This is a genomic window from Pseudomonas sp. Irchel s3b5, assembly GCF_900187435.1.
GTDB lineage: Bacteria > Pseudomonadota > Gammaproteobacteria > Pseudomonadales > Pseudomonadaceae > Aquipseudomonas.
Map to the genome: position 1 here is coordinate 188799 of NZ_FYDY01000002.1, position 23233 is coordinate 212031.

General features: G+C 60.4%; 24 protein-coding genes. 14 read left to right on the forward strand and 10 right to left on the reverse strand.

Annotated elements, in window-relative coordinates:
- Window positions 1-86: 86 nt before the first annotated feature.
- Both CKW15_RS02995 and CKW15_RS03000 read right to left on the reverse strand, forming a co-directional pair.
- Complete coding sequence (locus CKW15_RS02995; protein ID WP_095061592.1) at window positions 87-284, reverse strand: YbdD/YjiX family protein; 198 nt, start codon at window positions 282-284, stop codon at window positions 87-89.
- Window positions 285-286: 2 nt separating this feature from the next.
- Entirely contained in the window at window positions 287-2344 is a 2058-nt protein-coding gene (locus tag CKW15_RS03000; protein ID WP_095061590.1) for a carbon starvation CstA family protein, read from the reverse strand.
- Between the two features lie 298 nt (window positions 2345-2642).
- On the opposite strand from CKW15_RS03000, the gene CKW15_RS03005 reads away from it, so the two are divergent.
- From CKW15_RS03005 to CKW15_RS03020, 4 genes are all read left to right on the forward strand, one after another.
- Window positions 2643-4007, forward strand: coding sequence for a cache domain-containing protein (locus CKW15_RS03005; protein ID WP_095151570.1), 1365 nt, complete (start codon window positions 2643-2645; stop codon window positions 4005-4007).
- 7 nt (window positions 4008-4014) lie between these two features.
- Window positions 4015-4647 carry a response regulator transcription factor gene (locus CKW15_RS03010; protein ID WP_046042521.1) on the forward strand — a complete coding sequence of 211 codons (633 nt, stop codon included), beginning with the start codon at window positions 4015-4017 and terminating at the stop codon, window positions 4645-4647.
- Between the two features lie 234 nt (window positions 4648-4881).
- Window positions 4882-5205 (forward strand): hypothetical protein, encoded by a 324-nt coding sequence (locus CKW15_RS03015; protein ID WP_095151571.1) that lies wholly within the window; start codon window positions 4882-4884, stop codon window positions 5203-5205.
- Window positions 5206-5828: 623 nt separating this feature from the next.
- The gene (locus tag CKW15_RS03020) at window positions 5829-7544 is read left to right on the forward strand and encodes an amidase (protein WP_095151572.1); all 1716 of its coding nucleotides are present in this window, start codon (window positions 5829-5831) and stop codon (window positions 7542-7544) included.
- Window positions 7545-7735: 191 nt separating this feature from the next.
- On the opposite strand, the gene CKW15_RS03030 is transcribed toward CKW15_RS03020, so the two are convergent.
- On the reverse strand, window positions 7736-8734 hold the full coding sequence (locus CKW15_RS03030) for a bile acid:sodium symporter family protein (RefSeq protein WP_095151657.1): 999 nt from the start codon (window positions 8732-8734) through the stop codon (window positions 7736-7738).
- An 85-nt stretch (window positions 8735-8819) separates the two neighbouring features.
- Here CKW15_RS03030 and CKW15_RS03035 point away from each other — a divergent pair, with 85 nt between their 5' ends.
- Window positions 8820-9608: a helix-turn-helix domain-containing protein gene (locus tag CKW15_RS03035; protein WP_095151574.1), complete on the forward strand. Its 789-nt coding sequence runs from the start codon at window positions 8820-8822 to the stop codon at window positions 9606-9608.
- A 16-nt stretch (window positions 9609-9624) separates the two neighbouring features.
- Here the strand turns inward: CKW15_RS03035 and CKW15_RS03040 are convergent, their stop codons facing one another.
- From CKW15_RS03040 to CKW15_RS03050, 3 genes are read right to left on the reverse strand one after another with little or no spacing between them, the layout of a single operon-like run.
- Entirely contained in the window at window positions 9625-10431 is an 807-nt protein-coding gene (locus CKW15_RS03040; RefSeq protein ID WP_095151575.1) for a bifunctional 2-polyprenyl-6-hydroxyphenol methylase/3-demethylubiquinol 3-O-methyltransferase UbiG, read from the reverse strand.
- A 28-nt stretch (window positions 10432-10459) separates the two neighbouring features.
- Window positions 10460-11878, reverse strand: a complete 1419-nt coding sequence (locus tag CKW15_RS03045; RefSeq protein ID WP_095151576.1) for an FAD/NAD(P)-binding protein — start codon at window positions 11876-11878, stop codon at window positions 10460-10462.
- Between the two features lie 14 nt (window positions 11879-11892).
- Window positions 11893-12456, reverse strand: coding sequence for a helix-turn-helix domain-containing protein (locus CKW15_RS03050; RefSeq protein WP_095151577.1), 564 nt, complete (start codon window positions 12454-12456; stop codon window positions 11893-11895).
- Between CKW15_RS03050 and CKW15_RS03055 the strand changes: the two genes are divergently transcribed.
- The 7 genes from CKW15_RS03055 (at window position 12451) to CKW15_RS03085 (ending at window position 19750) form a co-directional block, all read left to right on the forward strand.
- A complete protein-coding gene (locus CKW15_RS03055) occupies window positions 12451-13479 on the forward strand; it encodes a DMT family transporter (RefSeq protein ID WP_095061247.1) in 1029 nt (342 codons plus the stop codon). The genes CKW15_RS03050 and CKW15_RS03055 overlap by 6 nt on opposite strands.
- Before the next feature lie 213 nt (window positions 13480-13692).
- Window positions 13693-16611: a monovalent cation/H+ antiporter subunit A gene (locus CKW15_RS03060; RefSeq protein WP_095151578.1), complete on the forward strand. Its 2919-nt coding sequence runs from the start codon at window positions 13693-13695 to the stop codon at window positions 16609-16611.
- Complete coding sequence (locus tag CKW15_RS03065; protein ID WP_007986256.1) at window positions 16611-16955, forward strand: Na+/H+ antiporter subunit C; 345 nt, start codon at window positions 16611-16613, stop codon at window positions 16953-16955. Before CKW15_RS03060 ends, CKW15_RS03065 begins: the two co-directional genes overlap by 1 nt.
- Window positions 16952-18631 carry a monovalent cation/H+ antiporter subunit D gene (locus tag CKW15_RS03070; RefSeq protein ID WP_095151579.1) on the forward strand — a complete coding sequence of 560 codons (1680 nt, stop codon included), beginning with the start codon at window positions 16952-16954 and terminating at the stop codon, window positions 18629-18631. Before CKW15_RS03065 ends, CKW15_RS03070 begins: the two co-directional genes overlap by 4 nt.
- Window positions 18628-19116, forward strand: a complete 489-nt coding sequence (locus tag CKW15_RS03075) for a Na+/H+ antiporter subunit E (protein WP_095151580.1) — start codon at window positions 18628-18630, stop codon at window positions 19114-19116. Before CKW15_RS03070 ends, CKW15_RS03075 begins: the two co-directional genes overlap by 4 nt.
- Window positions 19113-19391, forward strand: a complete 279-nt coding sequence (locus tag CKW15_RS03080) for a K+/H+ antiporter subunit F (protein WP_095061255.1) — start codon at window positions 19113-19115, stop codon at window positions 19389-19391. Before CKW15_RS03075 ends, CKW15_RS03080 begins: the two co-directional genes overlap by 4 nt.
- Complete coding sequence (locus CKW15_RS03085) at window positions 19388-19750, forward strand: Na+/H+ antiporter subunit G (protein WP_095061257.1); 363 nt, start codon at window positions 19388-19390, stop codon at window positions 19748-19750. The genes CKW15_RS03080 and CKW15_RS03085 overlap by 4 nt, the downstream gene beginning before the upstream one ends.
- Window positions 19751-19797: 47 nt before the next feature.
- On the opposite strand, the gene CKW15_RS03090 is transcribed toward CKW15_RS03085, so the two are convergent.
- The 4 genes from CKW15_RS03090 to CKW15_RS03105 form a co-directional block, all read right to left on the reverse strand.
- Window positions 19798-20235: a DUF3995 domain-containing protein gene (locus CKW15_RS03090; RefSeq protein ID WP_095061259.1), complete on the reverse strand. Its 438-nt coding sequence runs from the start codon at window positions 20233-20235 to the stop codon at window positions 19798-19800.
- A gap of 136 nt (window positions 20236-20371) precedes the next feature.
- Entirely contained in the window at window positions 20372-21388 is a 1017-nt protein-coding gene (locus tag CKW15_RS03095) for an ABC transporter substrate-binding protein (protein ID WP_095151581.1), read from the reverse strand.
- 118 nt (window positions 21389-21506) lie between these two features.
- Window positions 21507-21710, reverse strand: coding sequence for a hypothetical protein (locus CKW15_RS03100; RefSeq protein ID WP_095151582.1), 204 nt, complete (start codon window positions 21708-21710; stop codon window positions 21507-21509).
- Window positions 21710-22159: a hypothetical protein gene (locus CKW15_RS03105; RefSeq protein ID WP_177408855.1), complete on the reverse strand. Its 450-nt coding sequence runs from the start codon at window positions 22157-22159 to the stop codon at window positions 21710-21712. Before CKW15_RS03105 ends, CKW15_RS03100 begins: the two co-directional genes overlap by 1 nt.
- Before the next feature lie 431 nt (window positions 22160-22590).
- Here CKW15_RS03105 and CKW15_RS28645 point away from each other — a divergent pair, with 431 nt between their 5' ends.
- Both CKW15_RS28645 and CKW15_RS03115 read left to right on the forward strand, forming a co-directional pair.
- Window positions 22591-22836: a hypothetical protein gene (locus CKW15_RS28645; RefSeq protein ID WP_095061265.1), complete on the forward strand. Its 246-nt coding sequence runs from the start codon at window positions 22591-22593 to the stop codon at window positions 22834-22836.
- A 162-nt stretch (window positions 22837-22998) separates the two neighbouring features.
- Window positions 22999-23229: a hypothetical protein gene (locus CKW15_RS03115; RefSeq protein ID WP_095061267.1), complete on the forward strand. Its 231-nt coding sequence runs from the start codon at window positions 22999-23001 to the stop codon at window positions 23227-23229.
- Window positions 23230-23233 lie beyond the last annotated feature (4 nt).

The following is a 23233-nucleotide window of genomic DNA, read 5'->3' on the forward strand; positions in this document are numbered from 1 at the left end:
AACGAAAAAAAATGGCGAGGGAGTTTCCTCCCTCGCCACTTTTTCAGTGATCACCACAAGGCTTTTTCAGCCGTTTTTTCTTTCAATCAACAACACTTCGGTCCTGACTTGCTGCCGTACCGGGCTTCCTGACGTTCCCGAAAGAACGCCTCGTAATCCATCAGCGGCTTGTCCGGGTGCTTGGTCTGCATGTGCTCGACGTAGTTGTCGTAGTCGGGCATGCCCACCATCAGGCGTGCTGCCTGACCGAGGTATTTGCCCAGACGACTCAGGTCATTGAACATGATCAGGCATCCGGCAGCGCTTGGTAAGGCGCTTCTTTATCCGTACGTTCCTTGGTGCCCCAGGCAGCGACGCCGACCTTGAGCGCAAAGAACAGGATGCTGAACACCACGAACAGGAACAAAGCGGTCAGTGTCGCGTTGGTGTAGGCGTTGAAAATCACGTGCTGCATCTGGTCGATACTCTTGGCCGGGGCCAGCACCTGACCGTTGGCCAGCGCATCGCTGTATTTCTTCGCCAGGGCGAGGAAGCCGATCGCCGGGTTGGCGTCGAACAGCTTGATGTAGCCCGCAGTGGTGGTGCAGATCAGCAGCCATACCGCTGGCAGCAAGGTGACCCAGACATACCGCTGACGCTTCATCTTGATCAGCACCACGGTGCCGAGCATCAACGCGATACCGGCCAGCATCTGGTTCGAGATACCGAACAGCGGCCACAAGGTGTTGATGCCGCCCAGTGGATCAATCACACCCTGATACAGCAAGTAACCCCACATCGCCACACAACCGGCCGTGGCAATCAGGTTGGCGGTCCAGGATTCGGTGCGCTTCAGCGCTGGCACGAACGAGCCGAGCAAGTCCTGCAGCATAAAACGCCCGGCACGGGTACCGGCGTCGACTGCGGTCAGGATGAACAGCGCTTCGAACAGGATCGCGAAGTGGTACCAGAACGCCATGGTGTTTTCACCCGGCAGGACGCTGTGCAGGATCTGCGCGATACCGACCGCCAGAGTCGGCGCACCACCGGCACGGGCCAGGATGGTGGTTTCACCGATGTCGTGGGCCACGGCTTGCAAGGCTTCCGGGGTAATGGCGAAACCCCAGCTGCTGACGGTTTGCGCAACGGTCACCGCATCGGCACCGACGACAGCGGCCGGGCTGTTCATGGCGAAATACACGCCCGGATCAATCACCGATGCCGCGACCATGGCCATGATGGCGACAAACGATTCCATCAGCATGCCGCCGTAACCGATGTAACGGGCATGCCCCTCACTGGCGAGCAACTTCGGCGTGGTGCCGGAAGCAATCAGCGAGTGGAAACCGGAGACCGCGCCACAGGCGATGGTGATGAACAGGAACGGGAACAGACCGCCCTTCCACACAGGTCCGGTGCCGTCGACGAACTGGGTCAGCGCCGGCATTCTCAACTCGGGCATGGTCACCAGAATGCCAATGGCCAAGGCGACGATGGTGCCGATTTTCAGGAAAGTGGAGAGGTAGTCCCGCGGTGCCAGGATCAGCCACACCGGCAACACTGCGGCAACAAAACCGTAGCCGATCAGCATCCAGGTGATCTGGAGACCGGTAAAGGTGAAGGCCTTGGCCCACACCGGATCGGCGGCAACCTGCCCGCCCAGCCAGATCGATCCGAGCAGCAACAGCACACCGATGATGGAGATTTCGCCGATACGACCCGGGCGGATGTAGCGCATGTAGATGCCCATGAACATCGCGATCGGGATGGTCGCCATCACCGTAAAAATACCCCACGGGCTTTCGGCCAGGGCTTTCACGACGATCAGTGCCAGCACCGCGAGGATGATGATCATGATCAGGAAGCAACCGAACAGCGCAATGGTGCCGGGAATGCGGCCCATTTCTTCGCGGACCATGTCCCCCAGGGAACGGCCGTTGCGACGAGTAGACATGAACAAGACCATGAAGTCCTGAACCGCACCCGCCAGCACCACCCCGGCGATCAGCCACAGCGTGCCGGGCAAGTAGCCCATCTGCGCCGCCAGTACCGGACCGACCAAAGGCCCCGCGCCGGCGATTGCCGCGAAGTGGTGACCGAAGAGTACGTGTTTGTTGGTCGGAACATAGTCCAGACCATCGTTATTGAGCACAGCCGGAGTGGCCCGATTAGGGTCGATTTGCATCACTTTGTTGGCGATGAACAGGCTGTAATAGCGGTAGGCAACGAGGTAGATAGCGACGGCTGCGACGACGATCCACAGGGCGTTGATCGCTTCGCCGCGGCGCAGGGCCACGACACTCAGCGCAATCGCTCCCAGGACAGCCACGGCAAACCAGGCGAGGTGTTTAGCCAGACGGGGCATAGCGTGTCTCCTGCCGACAGCCATGACTGCGGCGGTAATTTTTATAATTGTGTCCGCTGTGCGGAGCTGGCCCAATATCCGCGCATGCCGTCCACAAATAAATCCGCGTTACTACGTACGTGATCTCTACGTAGTTCTACGTAGACGGCACTGCCCCCTGTAGGAGCGAGCCTGCTCGCGATAGCGGTGTGTCATTCAACATCGATTCGTCTGATATACCGCCATCGCGAGCAGGCTCGCTCCTACAAGGCGACTCTTTGGCATATGATCCCGATCCTTCGCGCGGGCAGGAGTCAACATGCAGCTCAAACACAAGATCGTCGCCCTCGGGATTCTGCCGCTGGTGCTGGCCATTGCCGTCATCTGCGCGCTGGTGATTTCCCTCAACCGCCAACTGGGCGATCAACAGGCGCAACTGATCGAAGACAGCATTCTGGCGAGCAAACGCGCGGAGCTGAAAAACTACGTGGAAATGGCCCAAAGCCTGATCGCGCCCCTGTATGACGATGGTCACGGCAATGCCCACGCCCAGCAACAAGTCCTCGAAGAGCTGCGCAAGCTCAGCTTCGGCATCAACGGCTACTTCTTCGTCTACGACCACGAAGGCCGCAGCCTGATGCATGCGCGGCAATCCGAGCTGGTGGGCAAATACCTCTGGGACATGAAAGACCCGCATGGCCTGCCGGTGATTCAGGCGCTGCTGAAAAGCGCGCAATCGGGTGAAGGCTTTCAACGCTATGCCTGGAACAAACCCTCGTCCGGCCAGGTGACCGATAAACTCGCCTACGTGGTGATGCTCGATCGCTGGGGCTGGATGCTCGGCACCGGTATTTACCTCGAAGACGTCGAGCGCGCCACGCAACAAGCCCGGGACGAAGTGGCTCAGGGCATTCGCAAAACCATGATGGCAATTGCCGTGGTCGCCCTCGTCGCGGTGCTGTTCGTGTTCGCCACCGGCATGACCCTCAACGTCAGCGAACATCGGTTGGCGGACAAGAAACTGCAACGCCTGACCCAGCGCATCGTCAGCCTGCAGGAGGAAGAGCGATCACGGGTGTCCCGCGAGTTGCACGACGGCATCAGCCAGGTGCTGGTCTCGATCAAGTTCCAGTTCGAACTGGCCAACCACATGCTGGAGAATGGACAAGACAAGGGCCTGGGTATTTTACGAGACGCCACCGAGCGCTTGGGCGATGCGATTGGCGAAGTCCGCAGCCTCTCCCATGACCTGCGCTCATCCTTGCTCGACACCCTTGGCCTGTCGGCAGCCATCGGCCAATTGGCCGCAGAGTTCGAACAGCGCAGCGGGCTGACCGTGACCTATGACGAAAATGAATTCGACTGCCAACTCGTCGACGGCGCGGCGGTGTCGCTGTTCCGAATCGTCCAGGAAGCCCTGACCAACATTGAACGCCACGCCCAGGCGCAGAACGTGTCCATTACACTGCGCGGCTGCAACGACTCCGTGCGGCTGACGGTGGTCGATGACGGTATCGGTTTCAACGTGCCCCAGGTCGAACGTCGTCAGGCGGGCATTGGTTTGCGTAACATCCGCGAACGCGTCGAACATTTTGGCGGGCGCTTCGATTTGATCTCGATGCCGGGCAGAAGTGAGCTGGACGTACGGCTGCCGATGAAACCTGGCGCAAAACTACAAGAGTGAACCTTGCATGAACCTGCCCTCCCCGATCCGCGTCGCCCTGGTCGACGATCACTCCCTGGTCCGCGACGGCATCAAGGCGCTGCTGGCCGTGATGTCGCCCCTGGAAATGGTCGGCGAAGCGGAAAACGGCGCCGAGGCCATCGAGATGGTCGGCCGCTGCCAGCCTGACCTGCTGCTGGTCGACATCAGCCTGCCGGACATGAACGGCCTGGAACTGACCCGCGTCCTGCGCAGCCAGTACCCGTCGCTCAAGGTGCTGGTGCTGAGCATGTACGACAATTACGAATACGTCAGCGAATCGGTGCGCTCCGGCGCCAGCGGCTATGTGCTGAAGAACGCACCGTCACGGGAAATCATCGCCGCCATCGAAGCCATCAGCAGCGGCGGAACCTTCTACAGCGCGGAAATCGCCCAACGGCTGATTGCCGACAGGAACACCGACAACGAGCTGACCCCGAGGGAAAGCCAGGTCTTGTCGAAAATGGCCCAAGGCTTGAATAACAAGGAAATGGCGCGGGAGCTGGACATCAGCGTGCGCACGGTGGAGACACACCGCTTGAGCATTCGGCGCAAACTCAACATCGACAAGCCGGCGGCGCTGGTCAAATACGCCCTTGATCACGGACTCATTTCCCGCTAACACCCGCCCCCCTGTAGGAGCTGGCTTGCCAGCGATAGCGGCCGTTCAGTCAGTCTAGAAGTTGACTGACACACCGCTATCGTCGAAACACCGCCCGGAGCAAGCTCGGCAGGATCACCCAATCATCCATTGACAGCATCGATAGTCACCATCAACTCAATGAAGTTCTCTTAAAAAATCCCCGGCGTAACATCTGCTCCATACCAACCCATAAGCACCCCGGAGCACACGATCATGAAACGCCAGACCCTCCTCAGCATCGCTTTCTCGGTTTTCGCAGTTAACGCTTTCGCCGCAAACTCCGCTCAACCAGTGGTCGCTGAAGGCGGCTCGGATCGTCTGATAGAAAGCCGTGTGGCCGAGGGTGGTTCCGATCGCCTGATCGAAAACCGCGTCGCCGCCGATGGCTCCGACAAATTGATGGAGAATCGGGTTGCTGAAGGTGGCTCTGACAAACTGTTGCAAAACCGCGTTGCTGAAGGTGGTTCTGACAAACTGCTGCAAAACCGCGTCGCCGAAGGCGGCTCGGATCGTCTGATCGAGAATCGCACTGCCTGAATAAGTTGCTCTGCCACCGCCCCACAAAAAAACCGGCCTGATCAGCCGGTTTTTTTGTGTTGGTCAGCCTGACAGCGCCCTGAGATCCTCAGGCCAGGCTCTCGGCAGTCTCACCGCTGCTTGCCCGTTGAGCCTCCAGAAGTACATCCAGAGGCTGCCGGCGCGCATTGATCACGCGGCCAATGGCTGTGATCCGGTGCTAAAATGAGTCACCCTCGGGCCACCACAACGTCGGGTTGTAGTGGCCTTTTTTCTGGTTCTTTCACGGGTTTGGAGTTCACATCATTTTCGACTCGAACGCGGTCTCCTGTAGGAGCTGGCTCGCCAGCGATGGTCGTTAACGATGACGCGTATAAGCTGAATGAACGCGGCGCACTGGAGTCCATCGCCAGCAAGCCGGCTCCTACAGTTCTCGGGAATGGGTGAAGTACCTTTTTTCTGTCGCCTGTAAGATAAACTGGACAAGATATTCCTCTAAACCCGGTTTAATGCTAAATAGTGCTCAGTATTTTTAACACCCGACCCTGTCGCGCCAGACAGTGCAATGAGAATAACGATATGAAAGTCCATTTCGAGAAACGTGAAGTGTTTGGGACCCTCCACCTGCAATCGGCGGTGGCAGCATGATCGAAGTTACCGAAGTTTCCATTGCCGAGTTGCGCGCCGCGCTCGAATCCGGCCAGACCACGTCGGTTGAACTGGTACAAGCCTATCTTGCCCGGATCGAGGCCTATGACGGTCCGCAAACACCCACCGCCCTCAACGCCGTCGTGGTGTCCAACCCTGAGGCGCTGGCCGAAGCTCAAGCGTCCGACGCCCGCCGCGCCAAGGGCGAAACGCTCGGCCCGCTCGATGGCATCCCTTACACGGCCAAGGACAGTTACCTGGTTAAAGGGTTGACCGCCGCTTCGGGCAGCCCTGCGTTCAAAGAGCTGGTCGCCTATCGCGATGCGTTCACTGTCGAGCGCCTGCGCGCCGGCGGCGCAATCTGCCTGGGCAAGACCAACATGCCGCCGATGGCCAATGGCGGCATGCAGCGCGGTGTCTACGGCCGTGCCGAAAGCCCGTACAACGCTGATTACCTCACCGCCCCGTTTGCCTCCGGTTCTTCGAACGGTGCCGGTACGGCGACCGCTGCCAGTTTCGCCGCATTCGGTCTGGCAGAAGAAACCTGGTCGAGTGGTCGTGGCCCGGCCTCGAACAACGGCTTGTGCGCGTACACGCCATCGCGTGGTGTGATTTCGGTACGCGGCAACTGGCCGCTGACCCCGACTATGGACGTGGTCGTGCCATTCGCCCGCACCATGGCCGACCTGCTCGAAGTGCTCGACGTGGTAGTGGCCGATGACCCGGACACCCGTGGCGATCTGTGGCGCTTGCAACCCTGGGTGCCCATTCCGAAATCGTCCGAGGTACGCCCTGAATCCTATGCCTCGCTCGCGGCAAACAGCGAAGCGCTGAAGGGCAAGAAGTTCGGCGTCCCGCGCATGTACATCAACGCCGACCCTGAAGCTGGTACGTCCGAGTCGCCGGGCATCGGTGGGCCGACCGGCCAACGCATCCACACCCGTCCTTCGGTGATCGGGCTCTGGGAGCAGGCGCGCAAGGCCCTCGAAGCCGCTGGCGCCGAAGTGATCGAAGTGGATTTCCCGCTGGTCTCCAATTGTGAAGGCGATCGTCCTGGCGCGCCGACCGTGTTCAATCGCGGCATCGTCTCCAAGGAATTTTTACACCATGAACTGTGGGACCTGACGGCCTGGGCCTTCGATGATTTCCTGCAGGCCAACGGCGATCCAAAATTGAATCGCCTCGTTGATGTCGACGGCCCGCTGATTTTCCCTCACGACCCGGGCACCCTGCCCAACCGAGAAGGCGACCTGGCCGCTGGCATGGACGAATACGTGCGCATGGCCGAACGCGGCATCACGCCGTGGGATCAGATTTCCACGGTGCCAGACGGTCTGCGCGGACTGGAGAAAACCCGCAAGATCGATCTGGAAGACTGGATGGATCGTCTGGGCCTCGACGCTGTGCTGTTCCCGACGGTCGCCGACGTGGGTCCGGCGAATGCGGATGTCGATCCAAAATCGGCGGATATCGCCTGGAGCAACGGGGTCTGGGTCGCCAACGGCAACCTCGCCATCCGTCACTTGGGCGTGCCAACGGTCACCGTGCCAATGGGCGTGATGCCGGACATCGGCATGCCGGTCGGCCTGACGTTTGCCGGTCGCGCCTATGACGACTCGTCGCTGCTGCACCTGGCATCGGCCTTCGAGTCGACCGGCAACAAGCGCATGATCCCGCCGCGCACTCCGCCATTGACGGCTAACCAACGGTAATTTCAACGTGGGGCACGCTCCCTTGTAGGAGCTGGCTTGCCGGCGATGGTCGTTAACGATAATGCGGGTGAACCGGATCAACGCAGCGCACTTGGGTTCATCGCCAGCAAGCCGGCTCCTACGGGTTTCCGGGATTGGGTGGTGAACCCAAAAAACGGGACTGGAGCGGCACAGGCTCCAGCCCCCATTCATCAGGGATCAACCTGGGCCATCAGCTCGGGAATCGATTCCGGCCGTTTGGCATAGCGCTGCGCCAACACTGCACACACCATCAATTGAATCTGGTGAAACAGCATCAGCGGCAAAATCAACAAGCCAATCGTGCTGCCAGCGAACAACACCTGTGCCATCGGCACGCCGGTCGCCAGGCTTTTCTTCGAACCGCAGAAAAGAATGGTGATGCGATCTTCCTGGTTGAAACCGAACGCTTTGCCGAGCACCGTCGACGCCAGCAACACCAGCGCCAGAACGATGCAGCAAACCACCACCAGACCGACCAGATCCAGCACCGGAATCTGGTGCCAGATGCCTTCGATCACCGCCTCGCTGAATGCGCCGTAGACCACCAGCAGGATCGAACCCTGATCGACGAATTTCAGCCAGCTCTTGTTACGCGCCACCCAGTTGCCGATCCAGCGCCGCGCGATCTGCCCGGCAATGAACGGCAGCAACAACTGCACGCTGATCTTGAGGATCGCATCAAGGGTCGAACTTCCGTTGCCCTGAACATCCAGCAACAACGTCACGAGTAACGGCGTAAGGAAAATCCCGAACAGACTGGACGCCGCCGCGCTGCAAATCGCCGCCGGAATATTCCCCCGTGCCAGCGAGGTAAAGGCAATCGCCGATTGCACGGTGGCTGGTAGCGCACAGAGGTACAGCATGCCCATGTACAAATCGTCGCCGATCAGCGGCGACAGCAGCGGCTTGAGCGCCAGGCCCAAAATCGGGAACAGCACAAAAGTCAGGCTGAACACCAGCAGATGCAAGCGCCAATGCCCGGCACCGGCAATGATCGATTCACGGGACAATTTGGCGCCGTGCAGGAAAAACAGCAGGGCAATGGCGATGTTGGTCAGCCAGCCAAACCCGACCGCCACCTGACCGCTGGCAGGCAGCAGGCTGGCAAGAATCACCACGCCGATCAGGGTCAGGGTGAAGTTGTCGGGCAAAAAACGGGGGCGGGTCATGGGTTTGATCATCCGGGGGTTGCCAGTGCGTGAAAGCGACTCTAACGTGCCTGATCATTACCGACTAACGCCGATGAGCCAGCTGATGCCGCCTAAAGGACATGACAAGAGTGTTCGACGCAGTATTCCCGGGCTGTCCAGCCTGCCGCGACCGCTCTACGGTCGCACCGAATCACTGCCCAATCGCGCCCTGACCCGCCGCCACAGTCATCCGTGGGTGCAGCTGTCCTACGCGATTCAGGGTGTGCTGGAAATACAGACCGGCGTCGGGCGTTTCGTCGCCCCACCGGAGCGTGCGGTATGGATTCCGGCGGGCATGCCGCACCGGGTATTCAGCTCGCCACGTACCGAGATGCGCAGCTTGTATATCGATTGCAGCGTGTCGGTGTGGGCGCCACCGGGGTGTCATGTGCTGGGTGTCAGCGACCTGCTGCGCGAGTTGATCCGCGCTTTCAGCCAGATTCCGGTGGAGTACGATCAGAGCGGGCCGCACGGCCGGTTGGCTCAGGTGATTCTTGACCAGTTGGCGGAAGCGCCGCAGATCGATTTGATGCTGCCCCTGCCCCAGGACAGTCGCTTGCGGCAAATCGCCCAAAGCCTGGAATCACACCCGGAGCAACAAACCACGCTCAGTCACTGGAGCGAGAAATTCGGCGTGACCGAGAAAACCCTCAGCCGCCTGTTCCAGCGCGACACCGGCCTGACGTTCCGCGCCTGGCGTCAGCGCTTGCGTTTACTCGGCGCGCTGACGCCGCTGGAGCAAGGTGAGCGAGTCACCGACGTGGCGCTCGCGTGCGGCTACGATTCGACGTCGGCGTTTATCGCCGCTTTTCGTCAGCAGTTTGGTGAAACGCCCGGAGAGTTCTTCCGTTGAACACGCCAATTCATGATCAGCCCTTCACCACCACCCACGTGAAACACATCGGCATCTGCGCCTCTTGCCGCTCATAGCGGTCATAGCGTTCTTCGCGGTTGGAGTGTGGGTATTCCTTGAAGTGGCGAATCTGCAACCCGGCCGCAATGGCCGCGCTGAACAAGTCACCCAAGGTGTGGACGAACCAATAGGACGGCGCAGCGGGTTGTTCGACCTTGCCTTCGTAGACGATCGGCTCGTGCTGCACGAAAGGCTCTTGGCGAAAGTATGAAGTGGCCAGGCGAAAAGGATCGCTAGCCTCAGGGTCGAGCATTTCCAGGAACGGGTGGGTTTCGTACACCACCAGCGCACCACCCGGTTTCAGGGTGCGCGCCACATGGTGGAAGAACTCGCCAATGTCCGGCATCCAGTTCAGGACGCCGATGGTGATCAGCGCCACGTCGAAGCGTGCATGCAGTTCAACGGGCAAATGGTGGATGTCGGCCTCGATGAATTGCGGCGCATGAGGTGAGCGCGCGGCCAGTTCCATCGCCTGTTCGAGAAAGGCGCCGGACTGGTCGACGCCCACCACATGGCGTGCGCCCAACGCAAACAACGACAGGCTTTCGCGGCCGTTGTTGCAGCCCAGTTGCACCACGTCCTTGCCCTCGACACCGACCTGTATCAGCAGCTCCGTCAGGGTCTCATCCAGGCAGGAAAAATCCGTCTGCTCCACTGCGCGCAACAGGGGCTGCCAGTCTGGGCTGTCTTTGTGATGGCGAGCGGAGTCATTCCAGGCCTCGCGATTGCTCGCGATGGCGTTTTCTTTTGTCGACATTTCCATTGTCCCTCTATAGGAGCGAGCCTCCCGGTTAGCGAGTTTCGCCGAGAACAAGCCGCTCGGCCAGTGCCTTGGCTTGACTCGCCACGTCCGTCACCGCAGTGCTTTCCCACCACATGCCGCGTAACGGCGGGCCCATGGCAAACAATCGGCTGGCAGCCTCACCATCGGCGTTCAACACAGCGCCGTCCACTTCGGCAGCAATCCCCAACGCCAACGGCCCCGGCTGAACCAGCCCGCGGGCCAGCAGTTGCCGGGGCAGCGGGCGTGCGACCCGGCGCCAATCGTATTCAATACCGCTGGAGTTGATCAGCGCTGCACCCGTAACGACACAGGATTGCACGTCACCGCGACGACGCAGGCGAATGCTCACCTCATGGCCGGTTGAAGGCTCGAGCCCCTTGAACGAAGCGGCATGAATACTCAATCGACCTTCTTTATATAAGCGCGCGACCAATTCGGCGCTCAGCGGTGGAGAGCGATGGTGATGACTTTCCCACCATGGCCGCACATGCCGTACAAACTGTCGCCGCTGCACGTCGCTCGCCTGATGCCACAGACGGCCGATATGCGCGCGCACCGTGTCCAGCGGCGCCTGCCAGTCGATGCCTTGGGCAATGGCGTCCCGGCAGTGCCGACGCAGTTCGCGCATTAGCTGACGCGGGCTTCGGATGCTGTAGTCCTCGGCGAGAAAATCCACCCACGCCGGAGGCTGGCGGCGCACGTGAGGCAGCAGGCCATGGCGGGAAAACACCTCGATCGGCCCACGATGACCGGCCTGCTCCAGCGAAACCACGGCATCGACCATGGTCAGGCCCGAACCGATGATCAACACCGTCGACCGCGGGTCGAGTTGTCGCATCGTAGCGACGTCCCACGGATCGAGTGCGGCGGCGTTGAGGCCACTGGATTCGGTTTGCGGCGTCCGCGCGGCGGGGAACATTCCCGTGGCCAGCACCGCAAAGGCGCCCTGCAAGCGTCGACCATCATTCAAGGTCAGGTGCACGGTCTCGGCATCGGTGCGCAAATCGACTGCTTCGGCCCGAACGTGTTCGACCGTCGAGCCGTTCAACGCACCCACCGCCCGTGCCTCTTGCAGACGCTGCTGCGCGTACAGACCGAAAATCCCCCGGGGCGGGAACAGCTCACTGATGGGCACCGGCTGCTGATCCGACTCCGGCCAGCCGCCCTCGGCGATGTATTGCGTCAACCATTGGGTGAGGTCATCGGCATTGTCCGGATCGACGCTCATCCGCGCCGCGTTGCCATTGAGCGTATGCCCCAGTTCCACGGCACTGTAAGCCTCGCCCCGCCCGAGCTCGGCACGGGGTTCGATCACCAACACCCGGCGTTTTCCCGGCAGACGCAGCAACTGCACCGCCAGCATCGTGCCGCTGAGGCCACCGCCGACAATCAGGATGTCTGCGTCATTGTTCAAGCTCTGGCTCATCGTGCACTTCCTGTTCAGATCACCACATTTCGCACAAACCGCGCCGCCGCTGCCCCATCGTTGCGATAGCAGTGCGGCTGGTTGCTGGCAAACATGAAAAACTCACCTGCTGCAATATGATTGGCCACTTCGCCGAGCATGACAGTCAGGCAGCCTTCAAACACATAGATCTGCTCGCTCCAGCCGTCAGCGTCCGGTTCCGACGGGTAAATTTCACCCGGTTGCAGGCACCATTCCCACTGTTCCACTTCCCGGCTGGCGGTGGCCTTGGACAGCAGCACCGCTTTACTGCCGGGGATGGTTCCGGTCCAGGCCAGTTCATTGATGCGGCTGTGGTCGCGGGCTTCGGGTGCCTGGATCAAATCGCTGAACGCCACGTCGAGGGCTTCGGCCACGCGGTCGAGTGTGGTCAGGCTGACATTTTTTTCACCCGCCTCGATCGCCACCAGCATGCGACGACTGACACCGGACTTTTCCGCCAATGCGGTTTGGCTCAAATCGGCCGCATGACGCAGGCGCCGGACATTCTGGCTGACGTGCTGGAGGACCGAAGCCCGCGGGGGAGAATCTTTGTGCACTATATTGCTCACTCGGTGGGGTTGGGCAGTATACTGCGCAACATTCGACGCATTGTGCGTCCCTCTCAAGTAGCGTGCAAGAACATGACGTCGGTGAATTCCCCCCAGGCTTCCTCCCGTTTCATCAGGCTGAGCAAGGCCGAATGCGTGCTGGTGCTGATCACTATGGTCTGGGGCGGCACTTTCCTTCTGGTGCAACATGCGATGACCGTCAGCGGTCCGATGTTTTTCGTCGGCCTGCGCTTTGCCGCCGCAGCGATCATCGTCGCCCTGTTTTCCTGGCGTCACCTGCGCCACCTGACACGGTTCGAACTCAAGGCAGGGTCATTCATTGGCGCGGCGATCATGCTCGGCTACGGTTTGCAGACCGTCGGATTGCAGAGTATTCCCAGCAGCCAGTCGGCGTTCATTACCGCCCTGTACGTGCCCTTCGTGCCGCTGCTGCAATGGCTGGTGCTGGGGCGACGTCCGGGGCTGATGCCCAGCATCGGCATCATGCTGGCCTTTACCGGTTTGATGCTGCTGTCCGGGCCATCCGGGGCTTCTTTCAACTTCAGCCCCGGTGAAATCGCCACGTTGATCAGCGCGGTGGCGATTGCCGCAGAGATCATTCTGATCAGCACCTATGCCGGACAGGTCGATGTGCGTCGAGTGACCGTAGTGCAACTGGCCGTCACTTCGGTGCTGTCGTTCCTGTTGGTAGTGCCGACCAACGAGGCGATTCCTGACTTCTCATGGCTGCTGTTATGCAGCGCACTGGGCCTCGGCGCGGCGAGTGCAGCTATCCAGGTAGCAATGAACTGGGCACAGAAGAGCGTTTCGCCGACCCGCGCAACGCTGATCTACGCCGGTGAGCCGGTGTGGGCCGGCATCGTCGGGCGCATTGCGGGCGAACGGCTGCCGTCAATCGCCTTGCTCGGGGCCGGGTTGATTGTCGCGGCGGTGATTGTCAGTGAGTTGAAGACCAAGGGTAAGGCCGCTGCAGACGTTGGCGAATCGCTGGAGCGCGAACGCAGTCATTAACAGGATCAAAAGATCGCAGCCTTCGGCAGCGCCTACAGAGGGTTCCATACATCTGTAGGCGCTGCCGAAGGCTGCGATCTTTTTTGGCGGACAGGAAACAATGTGAATCAGGGCTTTTCCGTCTACCGTGTAGGATTCTGCGACAGCTTGGCGTTTGGTGATCGGGGAGCTGGCACGTATGATGCTTCACAAACTTCCGCAGATTAGAAGCCTATGTCCCTGATAGTTCTACTGCTTCTGCCTTTCATCGGCAGCTGTTTGGCGGCCGTGCTGCCGCACAATGCGCGTAACGCAGAATCCCTGTTGGCAGGTCTGATCGCCTTGATCGGCACCGTCCAGGTCGCGTTCCTGTACCCGCAGATTGCCGACGGCGGCGTGATTCGCGAAGAATTCTTCTGGCTGCCCAGCCTGGGCTTGAACTTCGTCCTGCGCATGGACGGCTTCGCCTGGCTGTTTTCGATGCTGGTGCTGGGCATCGGCACACTGGTGTCGTTGTACGCCCGCTACTACATGTCGCCGGACGATCCGGTGCCGCGCTTCTTTGCGTTTTTCCTCGCCTTCATGGGCGCCATGCTCGGGCTGGTGATCTCCGGCAACCTGATCCAGATCGTGTTTTTCTGGGAGCTGACCAGCCTCTTCTCGTTCCTGTTGATCGGCTATTGGCACCATCGCGCTGATGCACGGCGCGGTGCCTACATGGCGCTGATGGTCACCGGTGCAGGCGGTTTGTGCTTGCTGGCGGGGGTCATGATCCTCGGCCATGTAGTCGGCAGCTATGACCTGGACAAGGTCCTGGCCGCCGGCGACCTGATTCGTGCCCATGTCCTCTACCCCATTCTGCTACCCCTGATCCTGATCGGCGCCTTGAGCAAAAGTGCGCAATTCCCCTTCCACTTCTGGCTGCCCCACGCGATGGCCGCGCCGACGCCCGTCTCGGCGTATCTGCACTCGGCGACCATGGTCAAGGCCGGGGTGTTTCTACTCGCGCGGCTATGGCCGTCGCTCTCGGGCAGTGAAGAATGGTTCTACATCGTCAGCGGCGCCGGTGCCTGTACGCTGTTGCTCGGCGCGTATTGCGCGATGTTCCAGAACGACCTCAAGGGTCTGCTGGCGTACTCGACCATCAGCCACCTAGGCCTGATTACCCTGCTGCTTGGCCTGAACAGCCCACTGGCCGCCGTCGCGGCGGTGTTCCACATCCTCAACCACGCCACCTTCAAAGCCTCGCTGTTCATGGCGGCCGGCATCATCGACCATGAAAGCGGTACACGTGACATTCGCAGGCTCAGTGGCCTGTACAAGCTGATGCCGTTTACCGCGACCCTGGCCATGGTCGCCAGCGCCTCGATGGCCGGGGTGCCCTTGCTCAACGGCTTCCTGTCGAAAGAAATGTTCTTCGCCGAAACCGTGTTCATCAACGCCACCCGCTGGGTCGAATTGAGCTTGCCGATTGTGGCGACCATCGCCGGCACCTTCAGCGTGGCCTACTCCCTGCGCTTCACCGTGGACGTTTTCTACGGCCCGACCGCGACCGACCTGCCACACACACCCCACGAACCACCGCGCTGGATGCGTGCACCGGTTGAGCTGCTGGTGCTGACGTGCCTGATCGTCGGGATTTTTCCGGCACAAGTGGTCGGTCCGTTGCTCGCTGCCGCCGCGCAACCGGTGGTCGGCGGTACGCTGCCGGAGTACAGCCTGGCCATCTGGCACGGCTTGAACGCTCCGATGATCATGAGTCTGATCGCGCTGGGCTGCGGCACCCTGCTTTATCTGCTACTGAGCAATCAGCTCAAGCGCGGCCGCTTCAACGGTCCGCCACTGATAGGCCGCCTGGACGGCAAGCGTCTGTTCGAACGCAGCCTTGTGGTGATGATGCGTCTGGCCCGTCGCCTGGAGCGGCACCTGGGCACCCATCGCCTGCAGGCCCAGTTGTTTTTGGTCGTGCTTGCGGCGGTGCTGGCCGGGCTCATCCCGATGCTGCACAGCAGCCTGGTTTGGGGCGACCGACCGAAAATCCCGGGTTCGATCGTCTTCGTCACGCTGTGGTTGCTGGCCATCGTCTGTGCGCTGGGCGCAGCGTACCAGGCCAAGTATCACCGGCTTGCGGCCCTGACCATGGTCAGCGTCTGCGGCCTGATGACCTGCGTCACCTTCGTGTGGTTCTCGGCGCCGGACCTGGCGCTGACGCAACTGGCGGTCGAAGTGGTGACCACCGTGTTGATCTTGCTGGGCTTGCGCTGGTTGCCGCGACGAATTGAAGAAGTTTCGCCGCTACCCGGCAGCCTGCGTCGCGCCCGTGTGCGGCGCATCCGCGACTTGCTTCTGTCGACGGCCGTCGGCGTGGGCATGGCACTGCTGTCCTATGCAATGCTGACGCGCCAGACGCCCAACGATATTTCCTCGTTCTACTTGAGTCGCGCCCTCCCCGAGGGTGGCGGCAGCAACGTGGTCAACGTGATGCTGGTGGATTTCCGTGGTTTCGACACCCTCGGCGAAATCACCGTACTGGTCGCCGTGGCCCTGACCGTGTTCGCCCTGCTGCGCCGCTTCCGCCCACCGAAAGAAAGCCTCCAGTTACCGGCCCAACAACGCTTGCTCGCCCCGGACGTGGTCACCGACCTGGTCAACCCGCGCCACGCCAGCGACACCGCGCTCGGCTTCATGATGGTGCCTGCGGTGCTGGTGCGCCTGCTGTTGCCGGTTGCACTGGTGGTGTCGTTCTACCTGTTCATGCGCGGACACAATCAGCCAGGTGGCGGTTTTGTCGCCGGGCTGGTGATGTCGGTCGCATTCATCCTGCAATACATGGTCGCCGGTACGCAGTGGGTCGAAGCGCAAATGAGCCTGCGCCCGCTGCGCTGGATGGGCACGGGACTGTTGATTGCCACGGCCACAGGCCTGGGGGCGATGGTCGTCGGCTATCCGTTCCTGACCACTCATACCTGGCATTTCGATCTGCCGCTGCTGGGTGACATTCACCTCGCCAGCGCGCTGTTCTTCGACATCGGCGTGTACGGCGTGGTGGTCGGCTCGACCCTGTTGATCCTCACCGCCCTCGCCCACCAATCGGTCCGTGGACACAAAACCGCTGCCCAGCCTAAATCCGTTGCCGCCAAGGGAGCCGCCTGATGGAAGAAGTCATCGCAATCGCCATCGGCGTACTGGCCGCCTCCGGCGTCTGGCTGATCCTGCGGCCACGGACATTCCAGGTGGTCATGGGCCTGTGCCTGCTGTCGTATGGCGTCAATCTGTTCATCTTCAGCATGGGCAGCCTGTTCATCGGCAAAGAGCCGATCATCAAGGACGGCGTGCCCCAGGACCTGTTGCACTACACCGACCCGTTGCCGCAAGCGCTGGTGCTGACCGCCATCGTCATCAGCTTCGCCATGACCGCGCTGTTCCTGGTGGTGCTGCTGGCATCCCGTGGCCTGACCGGCACCGACCATGTGGATGGCCGGGAGCCTAAGGAATGATGGCGATGAACCACCTGATCGTCGCACCGATCCTGCTGCCCCTGCTGACGGCCGCGATCATGCTGATGCTCGGCGAAAAGCACCGACCGCTGAAGGCCAAAATCAACCTGCTCTCCAGCCTGATCGGGCTGGGCATTGCCGTGGCGCTGCTGCAGTGGACGCAAACCACAGACGTGCCGGGGTCCATTGGCGTTTACCTGCCGAGTAACTGGCAGGTGCCCTTTGGCCTGGTGTTGGTGGTTGATCGCCTGTCGGCATTGATGTTGGTGCTGACCGGCATCATTGGTGTCAGCGCGCTGCTGTTCGCCATGGCGCGCTGGGACAGTGCCGGTTCGAGTTTCCACGCGCTGTTCCAGATCCAGCTGATGGGTTTGTACGGGGCCTTCCTCACAGCGGACCTGTTCAACCTGTTCGTGTTTTTTGAAGTCCTGCTGGCCGCATCCTACGGCCTGATGCTGCACGGCTCGGGCCGGGCACGGGTGTCGTCGGGGTTGCATTACATCACGATCAACCTGTTGGCCTCGTCGCTGTTCCTGATTGGCGCGGCGCTGATCTACGGCGTCACCGGCACGCTGAACATGGCCGATCTGGCGCAGAAAATCCCGTTGGTGGCGCAAGCCGATCGCGGGCTTTTGCATGCCGGCGCGGGGATTCTGGCGGTGGCATTCCTGGCCAAGGCCGGGATGTGGCCGCTGAATTTCTGGCTGGTACCGGCCTACTCCTCAGCGAGCGCGCCAGTCGCGGCGATGTTCGCGATCATGACCAAGGTGGGCGTCTACACCTTGCTGCGTTTGTGGACGCTGTTGTTCTCCGCCCAGGCCGGCGCGTCGGCGTTTTATGGCGGCGACTGGTTGATTTACGGCGGCATGGCGACCATCGTCTGTGCGGCCATCGCGACACTCGCCACCCAACGCCTGGAGCGCATGGCCAGCTTGAGCATTCTGGTATCGGCGGGGATTCTGTTGTCGGCCATCGGTTTCGCCCAACCGAACCTCGTAGGATCGGCGCTGTTCTACCTGGTCAGCTCGACGCTGGCGTTGAGCGCCTTGTTCATGCTGGCCGAACTGATCGAGCGCTCGCGGTCGGCCAATGAACTGCTGCTGGAAGACGAAACGGAACTGCTGCCGCGTCCTCTGGAATCCCTGCATCCGCCCAAAGGCATCAACCTTGATGACGAGCAGAAAGCCGTGGTCGGCCAGGTGATTCCCTGGACCATGGCCTTTCTCGGCTTGAGCTTCATCGCCTGCGCCTTGCTGATCATCGGCATGCCGCCGCTCTCGGGGTTTATCGGCAAACTCGGCCTGCTCAACGCCCTGCTTAATCCACAAGGCCTGGGCCATATCGGGGTGATCTCGACCGCCGCCTGGGGACTGCTGGTGCTGTTGATCCTGTCGGGGCTGGCCTCGCTCGTCACCTTCTCGCGCCTGGGCATCCAGCGCTTCTGGACGCCAGCAGAGCGACCATCGCCCGTGTTGCGACGCCTCGAGTGCATTCCCATCTTCGCCCTGCTGGGCTTGAGCATCCTGCTGACTTTCAAGGCCGAACCGCTGTTGCGCTACACCCAGGCTGCCGCCGACGCCTTGAACAACCCGCAGCAGTACGTCACGGCGGTGCTCGAAACCCGTGTCGTGCCGAACCCGCAAGACAAGGCTGGCGCGCAGGAGGTGCAACCGTGAAGCGTCTGTTTCCTGCGCCGTGGTTATCGCTGGCATTGTGGTTGTTGTGGTTGCTGCTGAATCTGTCGATGACACCCGGCAATCTGCTGCTGGGTGGAGTGCTGGCTTACTGCGCACCGCTGATGATGCGCAGATTGCGCCCCTTGCCGGTACGCATTCGCCGCCCCGGCGTCATCCTGCGTTTAATCCTGATCGTCGGTCGTGACGTACTGGTATCCAATTTCGCGGTGGCCTGGGGCGTGCTTAACGCGGGCCGCCGTCCGCCCCGCTCCCGCTTCATCAAAGTGCCGCTGGACCTGCGCGACGCCAACGGCCTCGCGGCATTGTCGATGATCACCACCGTGGTCCCGGGCACGGTCTGGTCTGAGCTGGCGCTGGACCGCAGCGTCCTGCTCTTGCACGTGTTCGATCTGGACGACGAGGCGCGGTTCATCCAGCACTTCAAGACGACCTACGAACGTCCGTTGATGGAGATCTTCGAATGAGCCCATTACTGTCGAACGCGATCCTGCTGAGCCTGTTCCTGCTTTCTCTGGCGATGATCCTGACCCTGGTCCGGTTGTTCAAGGGGCCGTCGGCCCAGGACCGGGTACTCGCGCTGGATTATCTGTACATCGTCGCGATGCTGATGATGCTGGCGCTGGGCATTCGTTATGCCAGCGACACGTACTTCGAGGCGGCGCTGCTGATTGCGCTGTTCGGCTTCGTTGGCTCGTTTGCTCTGGCGAAATTCCTGCTGCGTGGCGAGGTCATCGAATGAACATGGAACTGTCGTTGTGGGTAGAAATCCCGGTGGCGATCCTGCTGGTCTTAAGCGGTCTCTTCGCGCTGATCGGCGCCATCGGTCTGTTGCGCATGAAGGACTACTTCCAGCGCATGCACCCACCGGCGCTGGCTTCGACATTGGGCGCCTGGTGCGTGGCATTGGCGTCGATCATTTATTTTTCGGCGCTCAAGTCCGGGCCGGTGTTGCACGCCTGGCTGATCCCGATCCTGTTGTCGGTCACCGTGCCGGTAACCACGTTGTTGCTGGCGCGGGCGGCGTTGTTCCGCAAACGCATGGCCGGGGATGATGTGCCGGCCGAAGTGAGCAGTCGGCGAACAGAAAGCGGCGGCTAGTTGAGGATTTGTGTTGCCGCGATGCGGCCTGCCCGGCCACTAAACAGTCAGCACCAGGCCACCGCCAGCAACCCCGCGCCCAGCACCACACACAGCGGCGAGTAAACCCAGCTATCGAGCTGGGCAAACTTCGAGCCCTTGATCTCTTTGAAAAAACCCACCAGCTCCGAATCACCGATGGCCCTGGCGAACAGCATCACCGCAATCGCACTGATCAACCATTGCAGTGCCGGGTGCTGTACCTGCGGCAACCACCAGCCAACGCGCAAACACACGACAATGGCAATCAACAGCAGACACGCCGCGACACCCAGCGTGATCCAGCCTCGCGGCTTAAAGGCCGGCCGTAAGCGCATCCCGCCCTCCACCGGTACTTGCGGCACCGCAGCCACTGCCGCCCACTCGCCACCCATCGCCCAATACACATGCATCAGGCTGATCGTGGCAAACGTCGTCACCAGCCATTGTGCCAATACCAAGGTCATTTTCAGGCTTCCTTGAAAAGGGTCTGAACAAACATCCTAGTCGGCATTTGGTGAAGCGCACGACCGATTGGCGGTGACGTCGTTTGGGCTGACCATTGGTTGTGCGATGTCACCGCCCCCACATCCGGACGCTGAATCACTTCATCCCGGCCGCGACCTTGTCCGCCACATCCTTGGGCAGCCACGCTTGCCAGACCTCCGGATATTTGTTCATGAATGCTTCCGCAGCCTGACGCGGTGGTGTGTGTTTTTCACTCATCTCGGCCAGCGCCTTGTTCAACGGATCAATTGGAAAATCGACTTTGCTGAAGAACTCGACAATCTGCGGATACTGCTTCTGGAATGGCGTGGACACGCCGATGGACAACTTCGAGGCCAGCGAACGGGTCGGCAGGGGATTGGGATTGTCGGCGTCGGTCAGGGTCTTCCAGGCTTCGGTGTCGAACGGTGGTTCTTCCAGCTGGATCAGCTTGAAACGACCGAGCAACGGTGTGGGTGACCAATAGTAGAACAACACCGGTTTCCCACGGCGGATTGACGAAGTGATCTCAGCGTCCAGCGCCGCGCCGGAACCACTGCGGAAGTTCACGTAGCTGTCGTCCAGCTTGTAGGCCTTGAGCTTCTGCTTGTTGACCACTTCCGAAGTCCAGCCGATGGGGCTGTTGAGGAAGCGTCCTTTGTTAGGCGCCTCCGGGTCTTTGAACACGTCCTTGTAGCGCGGCAGGTCGCTGACACTGCGCAGGTCCGGCGCCATTGGCTTGATGCCCTTGGCCGGGTCACCCTTGATCACATACTCCGGCACCCACCAGCCTTCGGTAGCGCCCTTGACCGTGTCGCCAAGACTCACGACTTTACCTTCGGCCTCCGCCTTGACCCAGACCGGACTGCGACCGGCCCACTCTTCGCCGATGACCTGAATGTCATTGTTCGCCAGCGCGGTTTCCAGGGTAATGGTGGTGCCCGGCAAGGTGTCTGTGGGCAGGCCGTAGCCCTTCTCGACGATGATGCGCAAGACATCGGTAATCAGGCTGCCGCTTTCCCAGTTCAGGTCGGCGAAGTGAATCGGCGCCTGGGCGGCGAACACCTGGACCGGAGCCGCCAACAACCCGAAAGTGGCGGCGACCGCGGTCAGCAACCGTCGAAATCCGTTCATGCTTTTGCACCTCGTGCTGTTCACAGCAATAGCAGGATGGCCTGGCAGAAGACCGCGAAGCCTCTGAATATTCAGTCATCTGACTGTAGTAGAGGTTCCTGCTTTCGAGGGGCATGGATCAATTTTCGGAAGTTTCCTGCAACCGGGCCAGCTCTCTTCTGACCATGCTGGCGTATTCCGCCGGCTGCAACTGGTAAAGCTGTGACGCCACCCAATTCAGCCACGCGCCCTGCAGAACAGCCTTCTGTTCAAACAATTGCTGCGCCTGGGCTTGGGCACTGGTCGAGTTCTGCTCGTGGAAGTCGGCGCGGTTCAGGGTCATTACTCGCTGGCCTTGAACGTCACCAGCTCGCCCTTGCGCCATTTGGCTGCCTTGGCCGTCACCGCTTTCAGGGTTTTGGTCAGGCCTTCCTGCAATTGCTCGTGGGCGGCAAATATCGTCACCACGCTGTGCCCTTCCTTGAACAGAATGGCCTGTCCGTCGGCCGTCGTGACGAAGGCGTAATCGCCCAGGCCGTAGACCGTCAGTTTGATGTCGCGGAACTTGATGTCCAGCTTGCCGCCTTCACGGCTGGGCAATACGGACGCGCTGAAATGGTCGCCGACCTTGAGTTTGAGTCCAGGTTTGTCGTCCACCACCAGGGCTGATTCGGTGTCGAGTTCGGCAATGTAAATGCCTTCAGCGTTCTGTTCGGTGATGTAAACGAAACGTGACTGAAACAGCTTGACCAGCTTTGCGCGCAAATCACCCAACACGAACAAAGCATGCATATCGAGATTACTTACTGCCAAGGAAACATCCCCACATTTGAAAAGAATGCCGCACGCAGGAAAAGCGCACGGCCAAAAATAGCGGCAATGCCGAAGGTAAACCAGATAACCCGGGTTGAAGTCCTGAATGAGCAGTGCACTCATTCATCACGAAGCGTCAGAAGAATACTGGAACGACACTGGAATCGTCCTGCGTGACGTTCGTCATAGGTTGAAGGAAAACGCCCTTCCAACAGCCAGAAAATTATGGACTATCAACTTCAGGGAAAAAACCGATCAAGAAAAGCAATTTTCCTACATATCGCACGCGAAAAATTGCTTTAGATAAACATCATCCACCCACCAGTGAGGGGGATTCTAGAGCAGCGATGCTCTTCCAGACTACCCATAACGACGTACATACGTCGGTAAACCCATGAAAAGGACTTCATATGTGCACGCTGACACACTTCACCCACACCGTGGCACCCTCCACTGGCACCCCCTCGACGCTGCATTCCGTACTGTTTTCCCTCCATCAGCCAGCGTTTGAACAACCGATCCAGCCCCGTTTTCGGGTGGTTTTGGCGGGTAAAGCCTTCTTCCACATCAAGGAAATTTCCACGGGCTGCGTCAGAGGTTTCCGAGCGAGCCATAACGAAGCCTGCGCCCTCGCCCGCTTTCTTGAATCACGTTAATGCCCCATTCCCGTCAAAAGTGCCGACGCCTGTTTTCGTCTGGCCGACGACTTAACAACCGTCGACAGGCAACTACTGCCATACTGCCCGCCCAATGAAACGCGGCCCAACAGGCCGGGCCGCGTTGAAGACAACAATATATTTTCAAGGGAAGGCTGTTACGTGACGGAATTTGATATCGGCGAGTTTTTTATCCGGGGCGAAGCCAGAGAAATCGACGGCGAGTTCCAGGCGGTCATAGTCATGCGCGCCAAACCACCACTGAAAACCGTGACCTTTCATCAGGTCGAGAAAGATCGCTGGTTCAAGTCCTCGGACGTGGCCGCCATCGCCGCCCAGGAATCGGCCAAGGAATTGAAAGCGGCCGTAGATGCCGGAGCATTGAAAGCCTGAGGCC